Genomic DNA, 23,333 nt, shown 5'->3' on the forward strand with positions numbered 1-23,333 from the left:
AAATAATAAGGGAGGTTCTAAATACAGACATTTTTACCATATCCAAGTTTTATAGATTCAGCAAAATCACTGGATTCCAAAAGATTAGGAAAACAGCGTGTAGAAGCTTATCAGATATTAAAAAACTTAGTTCGTGAACGTGACAGGTGGTACAATCATCCAGCTGTTCAAATGTGGTTAAACTATGAAGAAGCTTTAAAGCTATATTATGACACGATTTTGATAGAGTGGATCAAAAGAGGATATGAAAACAATATGCCTTTTATGTTGGTTAGCAGATATAAACTAGTGTTTCCTGAATGGCTCGGAAGTAAAGATTTCCACGATTCACATAAAAGCAATCTATTGAGAAAAAATTATGGATATTACTCCAGGTTCAACTGGAATGTGTCAGACGATTATCAATATGTCTGGCCAAACAGAAAAGGGAATTATCAGGATGATGGATAATAGTACATTACTTCTCCGTAAATATCTATTGTTTCTTTATCTATATCCTTTTTCTTACCAGAACTTTTTAGATAAGAATATGAGTATGGACCTTCGATTATATTCATGAAGTCCTCAGGGTCATATCCTCCATAACTTATCGTAGTTATAGTCTCATCATTTGAGTCCTTGGGGAGAGCAGTACCCTGAACAACAGATATTTTTAGAACATTTTCAATAATCTCTCCATCGATCCATATGGTAAATGAAAAACCATCACTTACAACTTTTATATTTTTTACCATGTTTAATACCCCCTTCATTGAATTTGAACTGACCATCAAAAATCATCTGAATCTATTTGAACTAATCTCTCAATGATTTTACCTTTGATATCTGTTGTATTTTTAATATTCCCCAAAGGATAAGCGAAAGATTTGATTTCCTTGACATTTTTGAATGATTTGTAAGTCCCGTATACCTCCCCATTTGCATTTGAAATATTGTTGCTCTCATCCTTCCAGAACCATGATTTTGTCAACCATCCAGCATAGGTAAATCCATCAAAATCATCAGGTCTGATATATCCACCAACTATTAGTGGTGTTCCATCATCCATGAAAACATCATGGCAACCTGCCACACCATATCTCAAGAATATACTTATGAACAGCACTTTATCGACTGGTTCATATCCTGAAGATTCTTCCGGCACATAAGCTCTGCTGAAATAGGACGGATACCAGCCTTCAGGATTTAATATTGACCTACTTATCTCGTATGATGCAGTATTCCCATTAAATGGTGTATAGCCTTCTTCTGCCATCAAGCGGTCGCAATCTTTTAACAGAACTGCTATATTGTTAAAAAATTGGTTTAAATTATTGCAGGCATCTTCAATCTGTTGTTTAAGGCTCTGATTGTCCATATCATACCTCCGAATTATACTGATAATCTATGATTAAATTGTCTACAAAAAAATCATATTGATTATTTTTTTCTTCCTTTCCATAAAATACAGGGAAATCTAATGATATTGATAAGTTGTAAAAATTGGATTGTCCCTTACCTACTTCGATAATTTTTGAAGCAGAACTATAAGGTAACTGTATACTACCCAGAAATAAATCTCTGAAACCGACAAACCTGCTCAAGTTTTTGTGTGCCAAAACATCACGTATATGTTTTAAAACCCGATACTTTCTCAAATTTATGTCATCGGATTTTTCATCTAAATATGAATAAATGAAATTTTCAATTCGCCACCAAGGAAGCCAGTAAAGAGGCAATGAAGAGGTCTCTCTATTAGCCTTTGTATTCGTTTTAGTTAAATATTCATTCGCAGATTTAATAAAGGACTTTTCAGGAAACTCATTATCAGCTGATACATATAATAACATTTCAGATAATACATGCACCCTTTTTAAACTGGATAACTGGCTGTAGAACGATTTAGTTTCAAGAATCATCAATTCCTTCGCTAACTGATCTGTAATATTATCTATATCATAATCAGCTTCAGAAGATTTGCCTGAAAGATATTTTGATTCCACGATTACTAAAGAACAGCTGTTATTGGAATGCCAGAGAATAATTAAAACATCAGGTTCAATAAATGATAAATCTGTTTTAAATCTTGGCCAGAAAAAATAGTTATCACTAATTACTTCTCTAGATTGTGTAAATCCATTTCCTGAAGCAAAATGTGTAGACATTTTCAATAAATAATCCAAAAGGTCTCTATATTCAAGAAATGAACAACATCCAAAAACATCAGATGTTAGTAAATCTTCAGAATGCATATAAGTAGGTTTCTCATTTATTTCTGAAAATGTCATTATAAAAATTATCAGACATTTTGCTATATAAATTAAATGAAAATGTGTTATTATAATATATAATGCTAGAAAAATTATATGCCAAATATTTTTATTATCTACTCAATTTCCTAATTCTCGACCAGATACCTCTTTTTTCAGAAGTAACACCATCTGTAGATTTTTCAGTATCAACATCTTGATTTTCGACTTCAACTTCATCATCCATCAAATCATTATAACAGTTCAGCAGTTCATTGAAAATAGTGCCATTTTCAGGATGTGATGATTGTATCATGACTTTTTCAGATGCTCTCGTCATCCCAACATACAGAAGTTTAGTGTACTTGGTATTGTCCATCTTGCTGTTCTCGAGTTTATCAACTTCAGCAAGTACACAAACCTTACATTCTACACCTTTTGATGAATGATAGGTAGTAATCGTCATAAGGTTGTCAGAGATATTTTTGGATACTTCCGCCATTTTCTGAAGGTCCTCATCAAGATAGCGATACAATTTATCCCTGAGGTTTTTGAAAGGCAGCAGAACCAGGATGTCTTCAGGGTTGTATTGAGATTCGTAGATTAAGCTTTTCAGATAATCATTTATCTCACGGAAATCACCGTTTAGAAAATCGACATTATTCTCGGTATCGTAATTGCAACATATCCCGTCTTTACCTTCATAGAATTTTTCAACTTCACTCCTGGTGTTTGAATTCTTCATCAGGTATTCCAGTGCTAGGTTGATATGTGTACTACCCGACCTGTAAGATGTTTTTAACAATTTCGATCTACCACGGATGTGTATCCCAAGGCTCTTCCAGTTATGGGTCGATGGGTTGTAGATGCTTTGTAACCTGTCACCTGCCAGAAACAGGTTCTCTGTGTATTCTCCCTTGTATTCATGTTTCCTACAAAGTTTCAGACATAGTTTCAGCCAGATATTGTGGAAATCCTGGTACTCATCGATAAGAACCGCATCGTACATGGACTCAACGTTGTTAATCGCTTTGTATGGGAGCAGTTCGTCCCAGTAATTATCAGGAGTAGGCTTGGGGATTGTAGTTTCATTCGCAACCTTCATGGCGGTTTTATGGAAACTTGAAATCTCTATATTTTCGTAATTTACACCCATGTTGTCCAGGTCTTTATGCATGGATTTCAGGATGTTTTTCAATTTAGATTTCAAGGACCTATTGTAGGTTAATATTAATATGTTCCATTCAGGGTTTTCTCTTGCAAGGTGTACTGCACGTGCTACAAGAATCACCGTCTTACCGCTTCCGGGAACTCCGGATACCATATAATGTCCATAAGGTATACGTTTGGAGAACTTCTCCTGATCAGTATCAAGAGTCTTTATGATGCTGTTATCCTTTGTATTGTTCCTGTGAAACTCCCAGATTTCTTTTTGTCTGGAATTCACCTGTATTTCTGGGAAGAAAACGCTCCTTATTCTGTTAAAATCGTGGTCATCGATATATCGTGTATCATCACCGAACAATTCTTCAAAAGTTAAATCGTTAAGATTATCAGATGTTAAACACCTTGCTGGTGGTTTAAAGATGTAAGGTTCAATCAACTCAAGGTCTTCTGACTGCATATTCGTGAATACAAGATTCGAATAGACCTGATATTTTAAACTATAATCTTCATCGATTAATTCTGGTTCTTTTTGCAGACGGTTTTTTACAGTATTAAAATATGTATTTGCTTTGGAGAACGGGTTTTCACGTCTATGGCCGCTTACAAAAACTTCCGCAGGATTTAATTTGCTTATATCTATTTTATCAAGAGACCAGTCTTTTACTTCTATTATCGAGATACCTTTGTACTCATCTATTAAAATAAAATCAGGTTCGAGGTTACTAATAGATGGTTGAACATACAGATATGCTTTCCAGTCCACATCGGAATATATCTGCTTGATTTTGTTGGCGACTTTTCTCTCTCCATATCTTAGAGACGACAAATCGGATGGTATAACCGTCAAACCGCTGTTCAATTTAATCTACCTTCTTTTTATCAAGATGGAGATGGATATTGTACCTTTAATTAAAAAATTTATCACTAGGTCGATATATTAACCTCAATTAATTTTAGGATTCTTAGATTATCAGAGTACTGATATACTTTCACTAAAAATAATCTCGTACAGATTAGGACATTCGAATACAGCAGTCACGCTGCAGTATTATGCAAGACTTAACTCAGAAATCGAACGTGATATGTTATCTAATGTTCCTAAACCTTAAATTAAATAAATTGATTTTAGCAGTGATGTCTATAGTTAATAAAAATCTGACAGATTCCTACTTTCCCTGAAAATGATGATTTTTGATGTTTCATGTAACATAGAAATTAAATTTGTTTTCATTTTTAAGCACAGACCAAGTACCCCCTAAACTTGGTCTGTGTTGCTCCCCCCCCCTTTTATTCCCCCTATTTATACAGCTCTTTTCACTCTCCAACCCACTCAAGTTTTACAATCACAAAATTTCTTGTGATTGTATTTTTTTGTATGGTTTTTTATTTGAGAGTAAATGATGAGTAAGCAAAGTCATTCTAATTGTTAATCGAATCCTGCAAGTACTATTTTATATAATCTTTCTTACTTATGAGTATTAATCACATTAACTCTTTAAATTAGTTGTCGGTGAAAAAAATCATATTTTTATCCCAAAATCAGATTCAATTCTTGTTATTCTGAATATAGGGATCTTACATTTCATCACAACAAGTAATGGTTTTGTAATTTCCAGTTGGAATTGAGAACAACGAGACAAATTTCCAATAATATAATATTTAATACATATCTATAATTAATAAAAATATTGGCTTTTTAGAAATCCTTAATTTTCAAAGGTTAAAATAATTATTATTTAATTTCAAATTTAATGTGGATATCGTTATAATTTCATCAATTATGGCTTATGGTATTGATATTAATAGAATTTCTATAGAGTCTTTTAATCATCAAAATTATACCATTCCAAATTCCTTTCAATCTCCTCTGGTATTTTAAAGCGTAACGTTAATATTTGTCCAAAAATGGGTAATCCATATAATAAACTCCAGAACATATCCTGTGCAATTAAAAAAGCAAAAACAGCTACAACTCCTTTCCAAACAACGTTTTTCTTTACATAAGCATATCTCTTCACCATGTCGCTGTTGGCAATTGCTTTACTATCCAGCATTGCGTAAAGTGGTGCAAGTGGATTTAGGTAAGTAGATACCCAGTAAAAAATTCGCGATTTCTTTAAAGATTTGAATTTGCTTTTGCAGTCATTGTATGCAGGTCGATATTCATCAGGCAAGTTAGAATCCTGTAATACACTTTTTAGAACAAGTAACGTCTCTTGGTATCCTTCTTTTAATGCCTTTTCAGGGTCATCTGGATTATTAAGTGTAAGTATATTATCCAATTCGTCCAGCACTCTGGCATCCAGAACAGGTACATCTTCTTCCCGCCATTTACTTTTAATTCTACATTTGGCTACACCATTCTGGAAATCGTCAAAATTAGGATGTGCATGCGGAAAAGTAACTCTGTCCTGGATAAGGTGAGCAAGGCATCCAATTTCAAAAGCACTGACTCCATCACCTTTTAGTACCATTTTCCTCATGTTAACCAAAATTTGATAGATTCGCTGGTTTGTTTCTTTATGGTGAGGAAAAGATATAGGTACGCCCATGAGTCCCTCATCCTTGAATCCTACCTTGTCAGGATATACGCATCCTTCAAGTATAGAATTAACATGGTCCCCATCCAGACCCAGGTCTTCGGCTATTACTTTTGTGCACTCCCTATGAGATTTCCACTTCAAATCCTAACACCCCCCAAATTAATCCCATGGCTCGAATATTATAATTAATCTATAGACCCAATAAAATGAATATATTCAGTTAAGGTTTCATTGGCAATACAATCTGAATCCGCAATTCTCACATATCCTGTGGTCACCGGTTTTCTCAAACCCGTTTTCATAATCGTGAGCTATCCATTTAGCCGTCTCTACCATATTCTGAATGGCATTATTGTCGAGTGGTTTGGTCATCCTGTCTATTATACTCTCATATACGCCAGCACCATTGAGTTCAAAAGACCTTGGTTTTTCTTTTCCCAGCATTTCCAGTGTGACCCGTCTGACAGTGTATTCAGGATAAAGGTAATTGAACCCGTATGCGTACAGCAACAACTGTCTGGCCCTATCCTCAGTAGGAGGGTCGGTTTTTCCTGCTTTATAATCTATAACCTCAACATCCGTATCACACCCGGATAAAAAGTCCACTCTGTCGATAAATCCTTTAAAATAGAAACCTCCAATGGGTACTGAAAACCTTTTCTCAACGGCGAAATTATAATGTATTTTATCTTTATGCCTCTCCCAGAAAGTATCAAAAAGAGTATATGTTTTTTTGAGGTCAATCATCTTCCAGTCAGGTTTTTCGGCCAGTTCATATACGATATTGTAGAGCTGGTCTTTGGTCTCCACTTTTCTCTTTACACCAATCTCAAGAACTTTATGTACGAAACTCCCGATATTTGCAGCTTCACCCAACTTTTCAGAACTTCTATCAGGCATTCTGAGCAGTTCCTGAAGTTCATATTTTTTCGGACATTCTTCATAAGTTTTAATTGATGAATAACTAAACGACAGGTTGTCAGGTTTAAATTTGGGACTGCATTTACTGCTTTTACAAGAATCCAAAATTTCAGACGCTTCCGGTAATGGATTTATTTTTGACCAGTTAGATTTTATCTCTTCCAGATAATCCCTGTCTTCCTTATTCACCAGTTCCTGATAGACAAGCAGGTGCTTCAACGGTTCTGTAATATTACCAGAACCCATCGAATCCATCAGGAGTTCTCTTCTCCGCTGTTTCTCACGTTCAATATCATCATCCATTACCAGTTCTTTAGCCTTGTTTTCAGTGTCTCTGTAGAATGTGACATCATCCAGAGTATCGCAGTCTTCAAAACTCTCATCGAAACCGATATCGTACAGGAAATCTGATGGACCAGAATCACTGCCGTTGTACTCATCCGAAAACGTCAGTACGAGATGATTTTTGGCTCTTGTAAACGCTACATAACAAAGCCTTCGCTCTTCTTCGATTTTGAGTTGTTTCTTCCTGGCATCAATCGCTTTATTCAATTCCTTTTCAGAACTGAAATCGCTTTCAAAGATATCCCTATACTGTTCCATCAGTTCATAGGGTATTAGAGGTTCCTTACCTCCTCTTTTCAGCGGGAACCTGTTATCAGCCATGTTAATAACAAAAACAGTATCAAATTCCAGACCTTTGGCAGAATGGATAGTCATCAGGTTAACCGCATTATCATCTGTTATATTCGCAGCAGATGGATTTCCGTCCATCTCATCCAGAATCTCCAGGTAAGCTATAAAACCCGAAAGGTCGCGGTCGTGCATCTGTTCGAAAGTTTCGGCATTTTCGTAAAGTTTTCTAAGGTTCAGCAGCGCTTCTCTGTTCCTGATAGTGTCAGAACCTGAGAACTGCCTGACCAATCCTGTATAATCATATATCTCCAGTAATAGGTCCGAGATATCGTAAATTGTTTTTTCAAAAAGTTTAGCTATGGACTGTTTAACACTATTGATGATTTCCAGTCCTCTGTCACTGATACCCAGTTCGTCAAGATGGTGATAGATGACATCCTGAAATGTAGTTCTGTTGTTCTTGATGTATTCGGCGATTTTTATTGAATCGCTCCTGTCGAGGGAATTGTTGTAGTGGAACAACCTCCACCAGCTTTCAGTCCCCCTGGGAGTTGGATGAGTGAAATTATTCAACACATATAGATAAGCCAGTGCAGTTTTGATTTCCGGGAGTTTCAGGAAATCTGTATTTTCCTTTACTGATACAGGAAATCCCCGTCTCTGGAGAGTATCTTTGACTACTCTGCCCTGAGAATGCGTTCTGTAGAGTACTGCTATGTCCTCAAGCGGTGTACCCTCCTCCGCACACCAATCGACCATTTCGGCAATCTTCCTTGCTTCCTCTTTATCATCTAAGGTTTCCTGGATAACGACATTATCTCCTTCATTATCTTCATGGTTTTTTAGCAGTATGCATTCTGATTTTCTGTCATCGGAATAGTTGTTTTGTATCAGTTCATGAGATACTCTCAGGATTTTGTTAGTTGACCTGTAGCTTACATCAATTGCCACGATGTCATCTTCATGGATATCGTACTGTTTCTTGAATTCCTCGATATTGTCTGTATAGGCACCCCGGAAAGCGTAGATAGACTGGTTCGGGTCTGCAACGATAGTAACGTTCTGTTCTCTTGCAGTCAGGCGTTTTATCAATTCGAACTGTAGATAATTGGTATCCTGGAATTCATCCACAACGATGTATCTGTATGTATCGTTCAACTCCTCTGTACCATAAGTATCAAGGTATTGCAGTGCAATATAATTCAGGTCTCCGTAATCAAGTGCATTGATACTGGATTTCTTATCTTCATAGCTCTTCCATGCATCGATGAAATCCTGATACTTGCGGTATTCATCGTAAACATTTATGAATTCCTGCCAGGATTTCTTCTCCTCTTTCAGAGCTTTTTGTTCGCTTTTATCTTTTAGGTGGAATGTGTTGAGATTTACTTTGTAGTCATGGTACAGCTGTTCCCACTCACCCTCGCTACTGAATTTATAAAGTATCTCTTTTTTGCCATCGATATAATCCTCGAAATCCTTCATGGACAAGTTCAGGTCTTTAGCTTTTGAAATTGAACTTGAGTAATGAGCTGCCTTCTTTGAATCAATTCCCAGTTCCCTGTGAAGATAAATCGCCATATCCATATCTTCATAGATTGTAAAATTTTCAGACACTCCGCATTCATCGGGATGTTCTCTTAAAAGCTCAGCGCAAAAAGAGTGAAATGTACTGACATTTACATCTCTCCTCCTACCTACTAATTCCTGAACTTTCTGCTGCATATTTTTTGCAGCATCCCTTGAAAAAGTAAGAGCAAGAATTTCTTCGGGCGGAACCCCCAGATACTCTATCATGTATGCGATTTTGGTTGTTATCGTGGTTGTTTTTCCTGTACCTGCACCAGCCAGAACCAGCAGCGGTCCTTCGCTGTGTTCTACTGCCTGTCTCTGTTTCGGTTTTAGTGTAGCAAGGTTTGAATCCAGCAATATATACCCTCGATTTTGGTGTCAGTACATTTATCGCTATAACTGATTAATAATTGTTTTCAGGTTTTGAATGTGATTTTCACATAACTACCGATTTTTCTCCCTGTTTCTATCTGACCGTCAAGCTGTTTTGTCAGGATACCCACAAGGTTCATACAACACAGTTCATTATCATTAAGGTCAAGGATTTCAGGCAATCTGCAGTCACCGTCATTCACTGTCAGAACACAATTGCTTTGTTCAGTATGCAGTTTTATCCCTACTGTACTGTTTCCGCATGATTCGGAATTGAGGCAATTATAAGCCAGCTCACCTGCTATAATGCCCAGTGGTATTGCGGTGTCTATAGGCAAATCAATATCTTCAATGTTCAAGTCAAAATTTACTTTCTCTAAAGTATGGCTGTATGTATCCGCCAGATAATCAATGATTTCTTGTATATAATTTGGCAGATTGATATCATGATTGGTATTTGGAAGGTTTTCATGTGCGATAGATATCATCTTGATTTTATCCTGAACCTTTTCGTAAACTTCTATCGCTTTCTCGTCCTGCAAACGGTCGACCTGCAGACCTATGATGCTTGAAATGATTTGCAGACTGTTATTTACTCTGTGGGAGACCTCGCATCCTTCCATCTGTTTATTATTAATATCTGAATCGCGGTTTTGACCTTCCAGTTTAATCCATGTCAGTTTGTCTCCATCCTTGAAATCTAGGCTTATTTTGTTAATAGTTCACTCCTCCTTGACGGTTTTATATATTCTAAACAATGTGATTTTCAGTTACCCATGTCTGTATACCCTTTTTTCCTGAGCCTTTTGTTAATAGACCCATCCTTGTTCTTCATTTTAACCAGTTTTCTACCGTACTTATCTCTACCCACCTCCTCAACAGTAACCTGATTTTTGCTTCTACCTGTAATGCCGGCAGCTACTCTCTTAGCTTTCTGTCCACCTTTTTGTCCGGATTCTGGAGCTCTGACATTTTGCAGTCTGAATCTGGTACCGTCAGAAAATGTGCCTGAATCTCCATCAGTCCAATGGACTTTCTTTTTGTGCTTGTTTTTCCTACTCATGTCAAGTTTTCCTCCTTATTTTTGAACAATCTTATTAATTTGTGAACCCTAAACGTTCACTATAATATCCTAACTATATAAAACTTTGGATATTTTTAATTTGAATACCTTTCTCGTATTCTAATGAAAACTTGTATATACAGAAACATATTTATTATAGACTAACATCCAGTAACATATAATGACAAACAGGACTCTAATAACTACAATATTTGATGTAGAACCGGTAATACTCTGCATAACTAAATTTTCACCGTCTAAAGTTATACTCTTAACAGAAGAGGATGCAGCTGATAAAAAAGTAGAATCAATAGAGACCATAGAAAAAACGTTCGGGTCGATGATTGAAATTAAAAGGAAATACACATCACTTTACGACCATGTACAGGTTGCTAGTGATGTAGCTGATTTAATAGATGAAGAACATGATAAAGGAAATCAGATTATAACCAATGTATCAGGCAGTAGAAAAACGCAAGCATTCGGTGCATTATATGGAGCATATGCACGAAAAGATATGGTAAAAAGAGTAGTTTATGTTACCGAAGAAGATCATGAAATAATAGATTTCCCTATTTTAAGTTTTAATATCTCAACAACTAAAAAGTCAATACTTGAACAGATACAATCCGGTACCTCATCTGTAGGTGATATTGCACAAAAGCTGGATATATCAAAGGGAATGACATATAATCATCTCCGGGAACTTAAATCATTAGGATATATCACAGATGAGGATGGGTACAAAATAACGGATTCAGGTAAGCTTGCTGGTATTTAATGCTTTTTATATCTTCAAGAGTTTAAATCATCAAAATTAACATGATTTATGCCCTTTTAAAACTCATTTTGAAATTTTCATTGTGACATGAAACATTGAAAATAATTTAGAGACAGTAGGTATTATTTACCTTGACATTTTATCTCAAAATGTAAAGGAAATTGCTAATTTCCGTTAAAAATTAAAAGTAAATGTATCAATCATGGCTCATTTAACTTTATTTTTTAATAAAAAATAAAGGTTTTTTATTTAAATAATTCACCAACTGATTAATTACTTTTACTTTAGTGGGGGCTTCCGCAAGCAACATAATGTTGTTATCTTTGTTACTCATTATTGGTTACTTACTGTATTGTAGTATATTTCTTCGTATGGTTGAACTACAACGAACCCTTCACCTTCAAATTTCATCTGTATTGATTCACCACTTTCACGACCAATGAATGTCTTGAAAGATACATCAGTATTTATATCAGGATTAAGGTTTCCTGACCATGCAACAGTTGTATCTGGGTCTGTATAAATCGGTTTATCTTTACTAACTTTAAATGTAAGAGGATCATAATGAGTAGTAATTGCAACCATCCCTTCACCCTCAATTTTAACATTGAAAAGTCCGCCTGAAACTGCTCCAGCAATACTTTTCATGGAATGTACATCCCAGTCAAGCCCATCCTCGAAAGCTAGAAGGTCATTTGAATTGACAGTAATCGATTCTCCTTTTAAATCGATGATAGAAATCTTTTTACCATCTTCTGCAAAGTATGCCTGACCAGTACCCTGGGCTTTCATCAGTTCCATTTCTTCTCCTGTCAGTTTACTTTTCAGAAGTTTACCAATACCATGTTCAGTAATACCCTCTCTTTCAAATTTGATATCACCATGATATGCGATCATTGAACCGGTTTTAGCCCATATTTTATCATCTTCAAGGTTTGCTATTAGAATTCTTCCACGTTCTAATCCGAATTTTTCTTCTGAATGGTCGGATTGTTTAGTCTGTTCTAAAAATTCATTTACAGTATAGTTGGTCATTATGACTTCTCCTAACAATTGATTATATTTCAGTCCAAATTTTTAAATCTATGCTTGAGTGTATATTGGTTATGCATGTTATATAAAAAATTGATAAAAGGGAGGTTAACCTGTTTATCTCTCCACTGATACACTACCACTTGCAGATTCAGAGCCTTTTACCACAGCAGTACTGCTTGTCTCTGTTCCTTCAACTCTGGAATCAAATTTCTGTTCAATGGATTTGAAATTAATATTCTTCTCACTGTTGGCATCAACTTCTATTTTCCAGATTGCTTTATCAACAAGTGTTTCAGCAGGTTCGATATTAGTATCGATTATCTCTCCATTTATCCATTGATGTTCTACAGTAACTTCTCTTGTTTCATCTGCGTGGTTTGTAATGGTGATGTTGATCTCTCTTGTGATATTGTTCTGGTTCATCTGTGCATCTAAAACTTTTGTACTACCTTCGATATCATATGATTTTCCAAGGTCTATTTCTACATCATTACCTTCTGCAGTTCTTTCTATGAAATCACTACCTACCATGACTTCCGAACCATTATGATTTCGATATATGCTTATTCTGCCCTCTGGAAGGTCTTTCATATTGTTATCAAATGTTAGTTGTTTAGATACAGTTCTGGAATGGTCGCTGTGAGCTGAACTCTTATAGACGTGATTAACATCTGTGTCAACATTATCATTCATGTAATTGATTGATTTTTGACTGTAAGAATCAATGGTATACATTCCCAGATTGTATAGATTTACTCTTCCTATTGTCTGGAGATCACCTACTGCAGTAGATTTGAATGCTTCAGCGCCTGAACCCATAGAATCCCCGTATTCAGGTAAAATAACTCTACCGCTTCTAACATCACCAGATATCAGGTTTACTTGCCCATCGAATGTTTTACCGCTTGGGTTTTGTATTACAATATCTCCTTCGAACTCGCTCTCAGATTGGGGTCCATCATTTAGCATGAGTTCATATGAAGGATTCCATGTCACACCTTCCATCCTATATTTAAGTTTAAACTCGTAATCACCTTCGGTCTGAGCTTTTATTTTTGCTTTGACGTCAGGGCTATTACCATTTTCTGTAATCATGCGGTTGATATTTTCTCTGTTTATATAGGATATTCCTTCATCGGTATCCATTACAATGTTCATTCCCTCAGTACGAACCAATTTTCCTGTAATGTTTTGATCTGAAGAGAAGACAACGGTTATTTCTTCACCAATATTTTCCTCAAAGCCATTAGCTGTGTTTAGTTTGATTTCTGTAACTTCTACATTTTCTGAGTTTATAGGCTCAAGCTCGATATTTGATTCTGATAAACGGAGTTTATCAAAATCAAGTGAACTGGTAGTATTGATGGTTATCCACTGTGTACCGTCTTCCAAATCAACAGACATTTGTTTCTCTACAACTGCTCCCTGATGGGAATCATAGATCATATAATCCTCAACTTTTTCATCTGAAGCACCGTAAACCTGTAGTGGTATTGATATTGCCAGTAATGCTATTAATGCAACGCTTATTATTGATTTTTTAATATTGCCTTTCATATGTATCCCGATATAAAATTCATGTAGTTAACTATAAAAAAATAGTTATTTTGTTAGGTTGATACCTAACACTGTTTTTAGGTAATTTCATTTAATTATGGAAAAAATCATCAAATAAAAGAGGAAAAAACCGATTTCGCAGATAAAAACGGAGGTTTATATAGGGGTATTATTGGGGGAAGGCAGATGGGAATAAGGTGTTCGATAAATACTTCCCACATAAAAAAAGATTTGTTTAGCATATCAATAACTGGATCGATATGTACATCTCATACCATAATTATATCCGAAAACATCAAACTCTTAGATCACATACCCTATATCAATGGGAAATATGCATTAACTGAACAGTACCTGTCTGACAGCCTGTAAATTCGTGAAAGCAGTCAGTTTCAGGAAAAGATGATCGAATAATATGGATTAAGGGTTTTAATTAAAGAACCAGAAAATCCTGATACTACATTCTGGTTAACAAATTTTATAGGGACAGATTTTTTATTGTGAATACTGATAATCATGTTTATGGACATTAATATCAGGACGATTTTGGCAGGTATTGGAGGGGTAACAGGTATAGGAGCAGTAATCTCTTTCTTGCAAACCGAATTGTTCAGTTCACCAGTTACAACGTCCATTGCATTGATAGCAGTTGGAATTCTGATTCTTGCAATCACACACCGAACAGAGGATAAAGCCATCAGGAATATAGGAGTAATAATCTGCTCGTTTTCTATTATCGCATCTGTTCTATATGGAGTTATATCATTAACAAGCGGGACCCTTACAGTAACACTTTCACTGGCTATTCTGACAACCGGCTTCCTTACAGCAGCCTACATCTCACAGACAGAGCGAAAGATTTTGACACAAAAGAAACTGTCTGTACTTTCGGTAATTTTCTTGTGTTTGTTCGCATTTACTGCAGTTGTTGATGCAGTAGTGAGTGAGCCTGAATATAATCTCGAACTAGAAGAAACCATTACTGAGGTTGAATCTACTGATTATCGGAGTAATTATATAGTAGGTACACTTACTGTTTCCAATCCATCCTTCCTTCCGCTTGATACTGAAAGACAGAGTTATCGGGCATGTTTGACAGGAGTAGATTTTGGCAATGATACGGAAGATGCCGAAGAGATTGAAAGAGTACTTGTAGATATGAGGTTACAGACAGAACGAATACCTGATCCTCTCTTTTTCTCAACAAAAGTAGATGTATTATTTGGCGCTGGATTCGCTGACCGACTTGAAGAAGTCGGTGTGTCTGTGACGGATATACCTGTTGTTGGAGACACACGATGTCCTGATTCTACCGAACAACCACAGCTCACAATTATCACTGCTTAATCTAAAAAATAATTTAGTTTCAGAGTTCTGTTACTGTAGTGTATCATTAGCAAATATATAAAAAAACTTTTTAAAAACTGATTTTTTAACAACATATAATGTCATCTCTACTGTTATTTATTAATCAGGTTGCTGGATGGTTTTTATTTGCCATTATTCTTATAATACCAGGTATCATTGCAGCTACCTTTTGGACACCTTTTTTGGTATCAGAGCGGTTGAGAGCACTGTTTAGAAAACTTCCACCAACAAATTCGGTGTTTTCTTCTTATATTATTGCAGGCATATCTGCTTCACTACCATATATTATCGGTTTCCTGGTTATTCTTGCAGTAGGGGATGTGGATAATACTCAGGTTAGCAACAGTCTAATTACTATGTCACTGTTGCTTTTCATGGTTTATACCATAGGGTTACCTTTTATCGGTGTTATATTATTGCCTAGAATTGGTGTTGATTGGGACCCGCACAATTACAGTGTGTCTACATGGATATTGCTTGCAGCAGGTGGTGCATGGTACGCGATACTCTTCACCATACCTCTTGCAGCTTTTGCATTTCTGCTTGCATTACCAACCGGTTGATTATGTTCGTTTAATGACATGTTTATTCTCCAAATTCTGCTTTTCTTTTTGGCCTTCTTATAAAGTAGTAAAGTAATGCACCTATAAAATGAGTGAAAACGATAATAATGACCCATACTAATTTATCGTTGTCCTGACTGGGTTCCCTAGTAGCACAGTCTACAAGTACCCATAACCAGAATGCAAACAACAATGCAAATATAATAGCTATCAGTACATTAATTGGATATCCAAGAATTATCCCGTATACACTTATTAAAATACCTAGTATTATAGGAATCAAAAATTTATATGTTAATTTTTCCATATTAAACATACCTCAGATATTTTTCCTTTAAAATTTAATTAATCATATTGTGTACTTTTTAAATGATAACGATAGGTTCCAATGATATTAAACATGAGTTAATAGGCTCAAATAATGAATCTAAAATTATACCTCCACATCTATAGAAAAATATTTTGACTATAAACTGTATCTTAAATTTAATAGTTATTTATAAAGATGAAGAAAACCACGATGTCTTTAGCATCGTGGTATGATAAATAGTCAAAAAAAGATAAGTATTTTGCTAAATGATTGTATGATGAATGTATTTAACCCAGAAGAACCATCTCCGTACTGATAAACAGACGTATGAGACCTTGAAGAGGTTGACCAAACTGTCCAAGAACCTGTACAATTTTACATTGTATACGATTAGACAGTACTTCTTCAACTACGGGAAATATCTCAATAAGAATACCGCTTATCATACGGTCAAAGAGAACGAAAATTACAGATTAATGCCATCTCAGGTAGCCCAGAATACTGTGGAAACTGTAGATGGCAGTATGAAATCGTTCTTCAAACTTCTGGATAAGAAAAGAAAAGGAGAATATGAAAAACCAGTTTCACTTCCAAAGTATCTGGATAAAGACGGAAACTTCATATGTACATTCAAGAAAGATCAACTGAAGGTTATCGACGATAAAATCAGACTATCATTGGGTCCTGAATATGGTAGAACATATGGTACCAGATTCTTGTATTTCAAGATACCTGACAATATAATAGGTCAATACATCAATCAGGTCAGGATCGTACCGAAATACAAGGGTAGATGGTTCGAGATAGAATACGTATATCATGAAGACGGGGAGATTGCTGAACTTGATTATAATAGCCATCTATCGATAGATCTTGGAGTGGACAATTTTGCAACCTGCGTGACGACCAGTGGGACTGCATTCATATTAGACGGCAGGGGTATCAAATCTTATAACCGTTGGTGGAACAAGGAGAAGAGCAGGTTGCAGTCAGTCTACGACAAACAGAATGTAGATGATGGAATCAAGATGGATAGGTTCTCTAATAAAAGGTTCTGGAAGATAAACGATTTCATGAACCAGTGCGTTAATCATATCGTTAAACACTGTCTGGAAAATAGAATCGGCAACATCGTGATTGGAGAGATGAAAGAAATCAAACAGGAACAGAATATCGGCAAGAAAAATAACCAGAACTTCCAGACGATACCATTTGCCAGGTTCAAACAGAAATTAGTTTCAAAATGCGAGTACCACGGTATAAACTACCATGAAGTGAATGAAGCTTACACTAGCAAGGTTGATGCACTGGCTTTAGAACCTATCAGGAAACATAATAAATATCTCGGTAAGAGACATAAGAGAGGAATCTTCCAGTCATCTACAGGTAGACTGATTAACGCCGATATCAACGGTGCACTGAATATCTTAAGAAAGGTAATCGGTGATTCCCTTGCAGGGATAGTCGATAGTGGGGACGTGAACTCCCCGGGAAGAATAAGACTTTCAAGGTAGACTTCTTCCGAAGCCGCTGAGTCTTTAGCTCAGCGGTAGTTCACTAATATCAGAAACTATTACATATTAACTAAAGGAAGTACCAAATACGTGAAACATACTCCTATTATCATCTCAGTTCTTGCTTTTTTTGCAACGTTAGCAGCTATTTACTTGATAGGAACAATCTTAAAAATTGAGTGGCTAATATTCTACTCATTCACAGGTGCTCCTTCCGGAGGATTCCTAATTGAAGCAAATATATCATGGATACCGATTATATTAGCATTTATCATGAGTTACATAGGCTGGAAGATTGGAAATAGCAAATTTACAGCATGAACCATGTTGCTATTTCTACAAATCTCCTCTCTTTATTTGATGAATAGATTTCGAACCGACTTTTTCTGTAGGTTTTTAACCGGTTGAAATCATGGAGAATCAGTTGGACTGTAGTATAACTAGCTGATGAGTAGAGAACCAATCCTCTACTATTAATTAACCTATAAGCTAAAGTAAATATTTTTATTAAAGAGACCTTTAATACATATAAAGTTTATAGGCTTTAATATATAATTAAAATATTTAAAATGATGGCTGTGGGTGAATTGATTGAATAAAAATGAAAACAGAGTACTTGCTGGATTGTTTTTGATTATTATGGGTACATTCCTTAAATGGCATGAATTTATGGAATATTACAGGGCTTATGGACCATCTGGCATAGGCGAGGTTAGCCAAAGAGTTTCAGGTACTGTTGCAGGTTATGATCTCACAGCAGGTAAATTCATTTTTGCATTATCACTGATACTTGTTGTTCTGGTATTCCTGCCAAAACCTGCATTATATCATAAAAGGTTGCTTTCAGCAGAATTTTTTCTTACATCTGTAATTGCCGGTCTGTTTTTTATTGGGGGACTAATTCCTGTATTTACACCAACTCAAAATATAGGACCAGGAATAGGTTTAGCAGTTTTACTTGCAGGATGTGTTATCACACTTGTATATATTAAAAAAGATTTAAACAGTTTTAATTCTGATATCTAATAGATGGCTGATGGATATGACACTTGAGATTAACAATCTTGGAAAAACTTTTGGAGGTGAACTACCACTTGGCTAAAGACCAAGTGGCTTCAGAAGGAGTTTACTCCGAAGAACCTTATCCTTCTTGGATGGTTCACACATCCACTATCGGTTATCTCTATGAGAGAATCACCGACTACTTTTCTTAATATGTTCAATGCTCCATTGACATCGGCATTTAGTAATTTACCAGTAGAAGACTGGAACAATCCTCTTTTTACCCTTTTACCCATGTATTTTTGGTGTTTTTCAATGGGTTCTAATGCAAGAGCATCGGTTTTACTGGTATATGCCTCGTCAACTTCTATACAATTGATACCGTAGTATTCACATTTAGACCGAAGTTTCTGCTTGAATTTGCCAAAGGGTATAGTTTGAAAAGTCTGGTTATTCTTTTTACCCATGTTGGAGTTCTGTTTAATGTCTTTCAGTTCTCCGATTATGATGTTGCCGATGTTATTATCTATACAATGTTTTATGATATAGTTAACACTCTGATTCATGAAATCGTTAATCTTGTTTTTCCTTTTCTCGAATAACCAGTTCAGTTTTTTGACCTGATTTTATACCCTGTTTATCATATACAGACTGCAACCCACTTTTGACTTTGTTCCACCAACGGTTATAAGATTTCAAACCCCTGCCTTCCTATGATGAAGGCAGTCCCATTGGTATCTACACTGGTTGCAAAATTGTTTACTCCCAAATCAATAGATAGATGTTTATTGTAGTCTAAATCGACTTTTTCACCATTATCTCGGTAAACATACTCTATCTCAAACCACTGTCCGTTGTACTTCGGGATTATCCTTACTTCTTTTATGTGTTTACCGATTATGTTTTCAGGTAACTTGAAGTACAGGTATCTCACACCATAGTTTTTATAGAAATTCTTACCCATAGATAACCTGATGTCGTTACCATCGTTGATTTTGAACATATCTTTTGGGAATATACATACAAATTTAGAGTCTTTAGGTAAGTATTCAGGCATCTTTACAGGTCGGTTGTAGTTACCTCTTTTTCTCTCGCCCAGAACCCTGAAAAACGATTTCATGTTTCTATCTACTACTTTCATGGTTTGCTGTGCAACCTGTGAAGGCATCATCTTGTAATTCTCATTATCTTTTACCAGATGATAAGCGGATTCATGATTGAGATATTTTGAATTGTCAAAATAGTATTGTCTTGTAGTGTACAGTGTAAAATTGTACAGATTTTTAGACAATTTAGTAATCCTTTTCAGGACTTCATACTTCTGTTTATCCGCTTTAACATGGTTTTTCTGGGTGAGATGCATTTTATTATATATATTATAATCAAATTCATTTAAAATTTTTGTTGGTTATTATGGGTTATGAATTACGATAGAAACAATCACAGCAAGTATTTGTTAATGTATTATATCATATTTATTTGTCAATATCGCAGAAATGCATTAATGGGATTTGAAGATAGTTTAAAAGATATTTAAATTACAATTGCATCAAAATCAGATTTTGATATTGTAGAAATGGAATGCGACAAAGACCATATACATATTTTAGTGAAATCCAAACCAAAAATTAGTATATTATCAGTTATTAGAAAATTGAAGCAAGAATCAACATACCTTATGTGGAAAAACCACAAAAAAACATCTAAAAATGTATTACTGGAATGAAAATACTCTATGGAGTGATGGATACTTCTGTTGCACAATAGGAAACGTAAGCAAAAAAAACAATTACAGAATATATACGCAGTCAAGGTTAATATTCAAATTAGACGGTATTCATCCCTTTGTTTCATTTCAAAGAAATGAAACTCGCATTAAATCTACGATTTGATGCGATGCTAAAGACATAAGGGTTTTCTACCTTCTGTTATTATAAAAAATTACATATGCAGAATTATTGGACATATTCATGGATTCTGCAATTTTATTTTTGTGACAAATTCCCTGCAATCACTGCAGATCCAGTGATTATAGATGCTGAAAGTAAAATATAGTTCCCAACAACCTGATAATTTGCAGAGTTTGCTACATATTCTACCATATAGGTTGCTAGGAAAAGGGCAATAATTGAAAAAACGAGCATTGATGCAGCAGATAATATATTTCCAAGTGTTTTTTGTAGAACATTTTCTGTATCATTCATGTAATCACCATAAAATTTGCTACTGTTCAAATTTTTATCTAAAGTATAATTTAATTTTTCTATCACATTTATTACAACATTTTTAGTGTTGTACTATCAATAGATTTATAGGATGACCTTCAATTAAAAAGTAAGGTATTATTTATGTTTTTAAATATATGGTGAATAAAAAAATACAGTTAGGCTTGCTTCTGGGTCAGTAAAATCCACAATGATGTCAAGTATTACAATCAACAGAGCAAGAATTATTGTAATTGAAATGATGGTATTTTTCTTACTAAAGTCTTCCAATACTTTAGAATAAATATTAAAGCCCATATACTACTCTCAAATATTTAATGATTAATAATTATGGTAGTTTCATTATTTAACTTTGTCTAAATATATATTAAAATTAATGTAAATTTATTTATTGACTTTATTCAGTGGATTTAACAAGTGTAAACCAGAACACAGACCCTTTTCCTTCGGGGTTGTCATCAACTCCCACATATCCACCATGCAAATCAACAACCATTTTTACGATAGCAAGTCCAAAACCAGTACCTTTTATGCCTTTTTTATCTTTCCTTGAGAACCTGTCAAAAAGGTGGGGCTTGTCTTCGTCGGGAACACCCTCTCCAAAATCAGCAACGTTTATTCTCCAGAAATTGCCTTTATCAGTAAGATAGATTTTAATTGTACTGTTTTCAGGGCTGTATTTAATGGCATTTGATAGTAAGTTAGCAATTGCCTGTTCAATCATCGGGTTGATTCTGCACAGGTGTTCATTCTCTGCTAAGACCTCTGTTTTAAGGTTTTTATTAATTAACTGGAATTGGAAATCATCAACAATTTTTCTGATTATCTCTACGATGTCCCTGTTTTCAAATTCAATATTTTCAGTGTTTTCAAGTTTAGCAAACTCTGAAGCGTTTTCAAGCAGTTCTATAATTTTATCATTGCTTGATTGAATCTTTTTGAGCATCTGAATTTTGCTGGTATCACTTTCTTTGTTAATCAACAATTTTGCGTAGCCGCTTATAATACTAGCAGGATTCAGGAGGTCGTGTCTTATGATATCAGTAAAAGTGTCTTTAAATTCATTGGATTTTTCATATTGATCTATAATTTCCTTGGATTCCCTGAACAATGTAAAATATGATAGTGGCAGTAGTGTAACAATCAATATGAGTATGAAACTAAACATGTAAATATTGATAGTTCCTAGTCCTTCATCTAATAAATCCTCATCGTAACTGGCTACAAGATAATATTCTCTACCTTCAAGTTTAGAAGCATATATTTTTTTGTCCTTAGAATTATTATATTCTTCCAGTTTTTCGGTTTTCACAATGTTATAATCAATACAATTAGTTTTATGATTGCATTCATATTTTTCAAAAAAATCTGTAGTATTAAAAAGGCAGACTTCATATCCAAGTAATGAATCATTGGACATTATTGGTTTTTTTATGTAGAGAATGGTTTGGTCGTCTTCGTTAATCACATCAAATTTTTTATCGGTTTCATAATATCTATTAAAAAACGTTAGATTACCGTAATGAGCAACCCTTGTGTTGTTGAATGTTGTTCTTTTAGAAGCTAATATATCATCGTAAGCCAATGAACCATATAATGAATATTTAGGTTGGGTACAATCTCTTAGCTCTTTCAGAGACAAATTACCCTGATGATAAGAAAGTAATTTTTTTCTGAGCATCAATCGATTTGTTAATGCGATGACTTTTCCTTCATAGGAACCTATTGTATATTCCATATCATTGAAATTCAATCGAATATCATGTTCTATGTCATCTTTTTTATTCTGCACAACAGTCTGTTCAATCGGGACATAAAATGCAATAGATGATACTATTAGAACAGTTAATATAAATACTATTACGTATTTTTTAAATTTATAAGCAAGTGGGTTCATAACTGATTAACCACTCATTAATCAAAATCTGAAAGGGTTAAACTTATTGTTTAACCCCTGGCAGCACTGACTTCAGATACATCTGCCAACTGCTTGATGGTCAGTACATTTTCAAGGTCAAGGAGGATTAATAACCTGTCATCCAGTTTGCCTACACCTTTTATGAAATCAGAGTTTATTTTAGACGTTATCATATCTGGGGCAGGTTCTACATTTGATTTTGCAATGCTTAATACTTCACTGACAGAATCAACCGTCATGCCAAGGATATTGCCACCGATTTCAACAACAATTATCCTGTTGTCATCATCCTCTTCTTTAATTGGTAACTCGAGTATTTTCTCAAGGTTTATAACAACTATGATATTGCCGCGTATATTTATGACGCCTTTTACATAGTCAGGAGCCTGTGGTATACGTGTACCCTGATGCATCCGTATAATTTCCTGCACCTGCATTATGTCCACACCGAACTCTTCGCCGCCAAGCTGGAAAACAACCAGCTGCATGGATTCATTTTCTTGACCATCTATATATGCATCTGTTTCTACAGTTTCTTGAGCCATAAAATCGTCTCCT

Annotated in this window: 20 protein-coding genes and 2 pseudogenes; 7 read left to right on the forward strand and 15 right to left on the reverse strand. The window is 35.0% G+C overall.

The window, feature by feature from the left end:
- Window positions 1-21: 21 nt before the first annotated feature.
- Window positions 22-450: an MSMEG_6728 family protein gene (locus tag METEV_RS01750; protein WP_013193841.1), complete on the forward strand. Its 429-nt coding sequence runs from the start codon at window positions 22-24 to the stop codon at window positions 448-450.
- Here the strand turns inward: METEV_RS01750 and METEV_RS01755 are convergent.
- The 8 genes from METEV_RS01755 to METEV_RS01790 form a co-directional block, all read right to left on the reverse strand.
- Window positions 435-734, reverse strand: coding sequence for a hypothetical protein (locus tag METEV_RS01755; RefSeq protein WP_013193842.1), 300 nt, complete (start codon window positions 732-734; stop codon window positions 435-437). The genes METEV_RS01750 and METEV_RS01755 overlap by 16 nt on opposite strands.
- 35 nt (window positions 735-769) lie before the next feature.
- Window positions 770-1,357 (reverse strand): hypothetical protein, encoded by a 588-nt coding sequence (locus METEV_RS01760; protein WP_013193843.1) that lies wholly within the window; start codon window positions 1,355-1,357, stop codon window positions 770-772.
- 1 nt (window position 1,358) lies between these two features.
- On the reverse strand, window positions 1,359-2,267 hold the full coding sequence (locus METEV_RS01765) for a hypothetical protein (protein ID WP_013193844.1): 909 nt from the start codon (window positions 2,265-2,267) through the stop codon (window positions 1,359-1,361).
- A gap of 94 nt (window positions 2,268-2,361) precedes the next feature.
- Window positions 2,362-4,254, reverse strand: a complete 1,893-nt coding sequence (locus tag METEV_RS01770) for a nuclease-related domain-containing DEAD/DEAH box helicase (protein WP_013193845.1) — start codon at window positions 4,252-4,254, stop codon at window positions 2,362-2,364.
- A gap of 964 nt (window positions 4,255-5,218) precedes the next feature.
- A complete protein-coding gene (locus METEV_RS01775; protein WP_013193846.1) occupies window positions 5,219-6,079 on the reverse strand; it encodes a zinc dependent phospholipase C family protein in 861 nt (286 codons plus the stop codon).
- A gap of 87 nt (window positions 6,080-6,166) precedes the next feature.
- Complete coding sequence (locus METEV_RS01780; protein ID WP_013193847.1) at window positions 6,167-9,424, reverse strand: ATP-dependent helicase; 3,258 nt, start codon at window positions 9,422-9,424, stop codon at window positions 6,167-6,169.
- A gap of 59 nt (window positions 9,425-9,483) precedes the next feature.
- Window positions 9,484-10,062, reverse strand: a complete 579-nt coding sequence (locus tag METEV_RS01785) for a sensor histidine kinase (protein ID WP_049890860.1) — start codon at window positions 10,060-10,062, stop codon at window positions 9,484-9,486.
- 143 nt (window positions 10,063-10,205) lie between these two features.
- The gene (locus METEV_RS01790; protein ID WP_013193848.1) at window positions 10,206-10,502 is read right to left on the reverse strand and encodes a thermonuclease family protein; all 297 of its coding nucleotides are present in this window, start codon (window positions 10,500-10,502) and stop codon (window positions 10,206-10,208) included.
- 181 nt (window positions 10,503-10,683) lie between these two features.
- Here METEV_RS01790 and csa3 point away from each other — a divergent pair, with 181 nt between their 5' ends.
- The gene (csa3, locus tag METEV_RS01795) at window positions 10,684-11,283 is read left to right on the forward strand and encodes a CRISPR-associated CARF protein Csa3 (protein ID WP_013193849.1); all 600 of its coding nucleotides are present in this window, start codon (window positions 10,684-10,686) and stop codon (window positions 11,281-11,283) included.
- 333 nt (window positions 11,284-11,616) lie between these two features.
- Here csa3 and METEV_RS01800 read toward each other — a convergent pair whose 3' ends face one another.
- Together METEV_RS01800 and METEV_RS01805 are read right to left on the reverse strand one after the other, a co-directional pair.
- A complete protein-coding gene (locus tag METEV_RS01800) occupies window positions 11,617-12,318 on the reverse strand; it encodes an AIM24 family protein (protein ID WP_013193851.1) in 702 nt (233 codons plus the stop codon).
- A gap of 114 nt (window positions 12,319-12,432) precedes the next feature.
- Window positions 12,433-13,875, reverse strand: coding sequence for a DUF4139 domain-containing protein (locus METEV_RS01805; protein ID WP_013193852.1), 1,443 nt, complete (start codon window positions 13,873-13,875; stop codon window positions 12,433-12,435).
- A gap of 522 nt (window positions 13,876-14,397) precedes the next feature.
- On the opposite strand from METEV_RS01805, the gene METEV_RS01815 reads away from it, so the two are divergent.
- Both METEV_RS01815 and METEV_RS01820 read left to right on the forward strand, forming a co-directional pair.
- Window positions 14,398-15,222, forward strand: a complete 825-nt coding sequence (locus tag METEV_RS01815; protein ID WP_013193854.1) for a hypothetical protein — start codon at window positions 14,398-14,400, stop codon at window positions 15,220-15,222.
- A 98-nt stretch (window positions 15,223-15,320) separates the two neighbouring features.
- On the forward strand, window positions 15,321-15,806 hold the full coding sequence (locus METEV_RS01820) for a hypothetical protein (RefSeq protein WP_013193855.1): 486 nt from the start codon (window positions 15,321-15,323) through the stop codon (window positions 15,804-15,806).
- Window positions 15,807-15,828: 22 nt separating this feature from the next.
- Here METEV_RS01820 and METEV_RS01825 read toward each other — a convergent pair whose 3' ends face one another.
- Entirely contained in the window at window positions 15,829-16,113 is a 285-nt protein-coding gene (locus METEV_RS01825) for a PLD nuclease N-terminal domain-containing protein (RefSeq protein WP_013193856.1), read from the reverse strand.
- A gap of 284 nt (window positions 16,114-16,397) precedes the next feature.
- Here METEV_RS01825 and METEV_RS01830 point away from each other — a divergent pair, with 284 nt between their 5' ends.
- Both METEV_RS01830 and METEV_RS01840 read left to right on the forward strand, forming a co-directional pair.
- Entirely contained in the window at window positions 16,398-17,630 is a 1,233-nt protein-coding gene (locus METEV_RS01830; RefSeq protein WP_013193857.1) for an RNA-guided endonuclease InsQ/TnpB family protein, read from the forward strand.
- A gap of 591 nt (window positions 17,631-18,221) precedes the next feature.
- Window positions 18,222-18,656, forward strand: coding sequence for a hypothetical protein (locus tag METEV_RS01840; protein ID WP_013193858.1), 435 nt, complete (start codon window positions 18,222-18,224; stop codon window positions 18,654-18,656).
- An 89-nt stretch (window positions 18,657-18,745) separates the two neighbouring features.
- On the opposite strand, the pseudogene METEV_RS01845 reads toward METEV_RS01840, so the two are convergent.
- Window positions 18,746-19,995 (reverse strand): annotated as a pseudogene (locus METEV_RS01845) (RNA-guided endonuclease InsQ/TnpB family protein).
- A gap of 57 nt (window positions 19,996-20,052) precedes the next feature.
- On the opposite strand from METEV_RS01845, the pseudogene tnpA reads away from it, so the two are divergent.
- A pseudogene (gene tnpA, locus METEV_RS11920) lies at window positions 20,053-20,450 on the forward strand (IS200/IS605 family transposase).
- 167 nt (window positions 20,451-20,617) lie between these two features.
- On the opposite strand, the gene METEV_RS01850 reads toward tnpA, so the two are convergent.
- The 3 genes from METEV_RS01850 to METEV_RS01860 form a co-directional block, all read right to left on the reverse strand.
- Complete coding sequence (locus METEV_RS01850) at window positions 20,618-20,836, reverse strand: hypothetical protein (protein WP_049890863.1); 219 nt, start codon at window positions 20,834-20,836, stop codon at window positions 20,618-20,620.
- A gap of 418 nt (window positions 20,837-21,254) precedes the next feature.
- Window positions 21,255-22,754, reverse strand: coding sequence for a sensor histidine kinase (locus METEV_RS01855; protein WP_013193861.1), 1,500 nt, complete (start codon window positions 22,752-22,754; stop codon window positions 21,255-21,257).
- A 50-nt stretch (window positions 22,755-22,804) separates the two neighbouring features.
- Complete coding sequence (locus tag METEV_RS01860) at window positions 22,805-23,320, reverse strand: chemotaxis protein CheW (protein ID WP_013193862.1); 516 nt, start codon at window positions 23,318-23,320, stop codon at window positions 22,805-22,807.
- Window positions 23,321-23,333 lie beyond the last annotated feature (13 nt).

Origin of the sequence: Methanohalobium evestigatum Z-7303, from assembly GCF_000196655.1 — an archaeon.
GTDB lineage: Archaea > Halobacteriota > Methanosarcinia > Methanosarcinales > Methanosarcinaceae > Methanohalobium > Methanohalobium evestigatum.

What these genes read in the sequence shown, in the direction of transcription:
- METEV_RS01825 (WP_013193856.1), bottom strand. Translation starts at nt 16,113, where the DNA reads ATGGAAAAATTAACATATAAATTTTTGATTCCTATAATACTAGGTATT.
- METEV_RS01860 (WP_013193862.1), bottom strand. Translation starts at nt 23,320, where the DNA reads ATGGCTCAAGAAACTGTAGAAACAGATGCATATATAGATGGTCAAGAA.
- METEV_RS01850 (WP_049890863.1), bottom strand. Translation starts at nt 20,836, where the DNA reads ATGAATGATACAGAAAATGTTCTACAAAAAACACTTGGAAATATATTA.
- METEV_RS01820 (WP_013193855.1), top strand. Translation starts at nt 15,321, where the DNA reads ATGTCATCTCTACTGTTATTTATTAATCAGGTTGCTGGATGGTTTTTA.
- METEV_RS01790 (WP_013193848.1), bottom strand. Translation starts at nt 10,502, where the DNA reads ATGAGTAGGAAAAACAAGCACAAAAAGAAAGTCCATTGGACTGATGGA.
- METEV_RS01760 (WP_013193843.1), bottom strand. Translation starts at nt 1,357, where the DNA reads ATGGACAATCAGAGCCTTAAACAACAGATTGAAGATGCCTGCAATAAT.
- METEV_RS01785 (WP_049890860.1), bottom strand. Translation starts at nt 10,062, where the DNA reads ATGGAAGGATGCGAGGTCTCCCACAGAGTAAATAACAGTCTGCAAATC.
- METEV_RS01805 (WP_013193852.1), bottom strand. Translation starts at nt 13,875, where the DNA reads ATGAAAGGCAATATTAAAAAATCAATAATAAGCGTTGCATTAATAGCA.
- csa3 (WP_013193849.1), top strand. Translation starts at nt 10,684, where the DNA reads ATGACAAACAGGACTCTAATAACTACAATATTTGATGTAGAACCGGTA.
- METEV_RS01755 (WP_013193842.1), bottom strand. Translation starts at nt 734, where the DNA reads ATGGTAAAAAATATAAAAGTTGTAAGTGATGGTTTTTCATTTACCATA.
- METEV_RS01855 (WP_013193861.1), bottom strand. Translation starts at nt 22,754, where the DNA reads ATGAACCCACTTGCTTATAAATTTAAAAAATACGTAATAGTATTTATA.
- METEV_RS01765 (WP_013193844.1), bottom strand. Translation starts at nt 2,267, where the DNA reads ATGACATTTTCAGAAATAAATGAGAAACCTACTTATATGCATTCTGAA.
- METEV_RS01815 (WP_013193854.1), top strand. Translation starts at nt 14,398, where the DNA reads ATGGACATTAATATCAGGACGATTTTGGCAGGTATTGGAGGGGTAACA.
- METEV_RS01830 (WP_013193857.1), top strand. Translation starts at nt 16,398, where the DNA reads ATGTATTTAACCCAGAAGAACCATCTCCGTACTGATAAACAGACGTAT.
- METEV_RS01800 (WP_013193851.1), bottom strand. Translation starts at nt 12,318, where the DNA reads ATGACCAACTATACTGTAAATGAATTTTTAGAACAGACTAAACAATCC.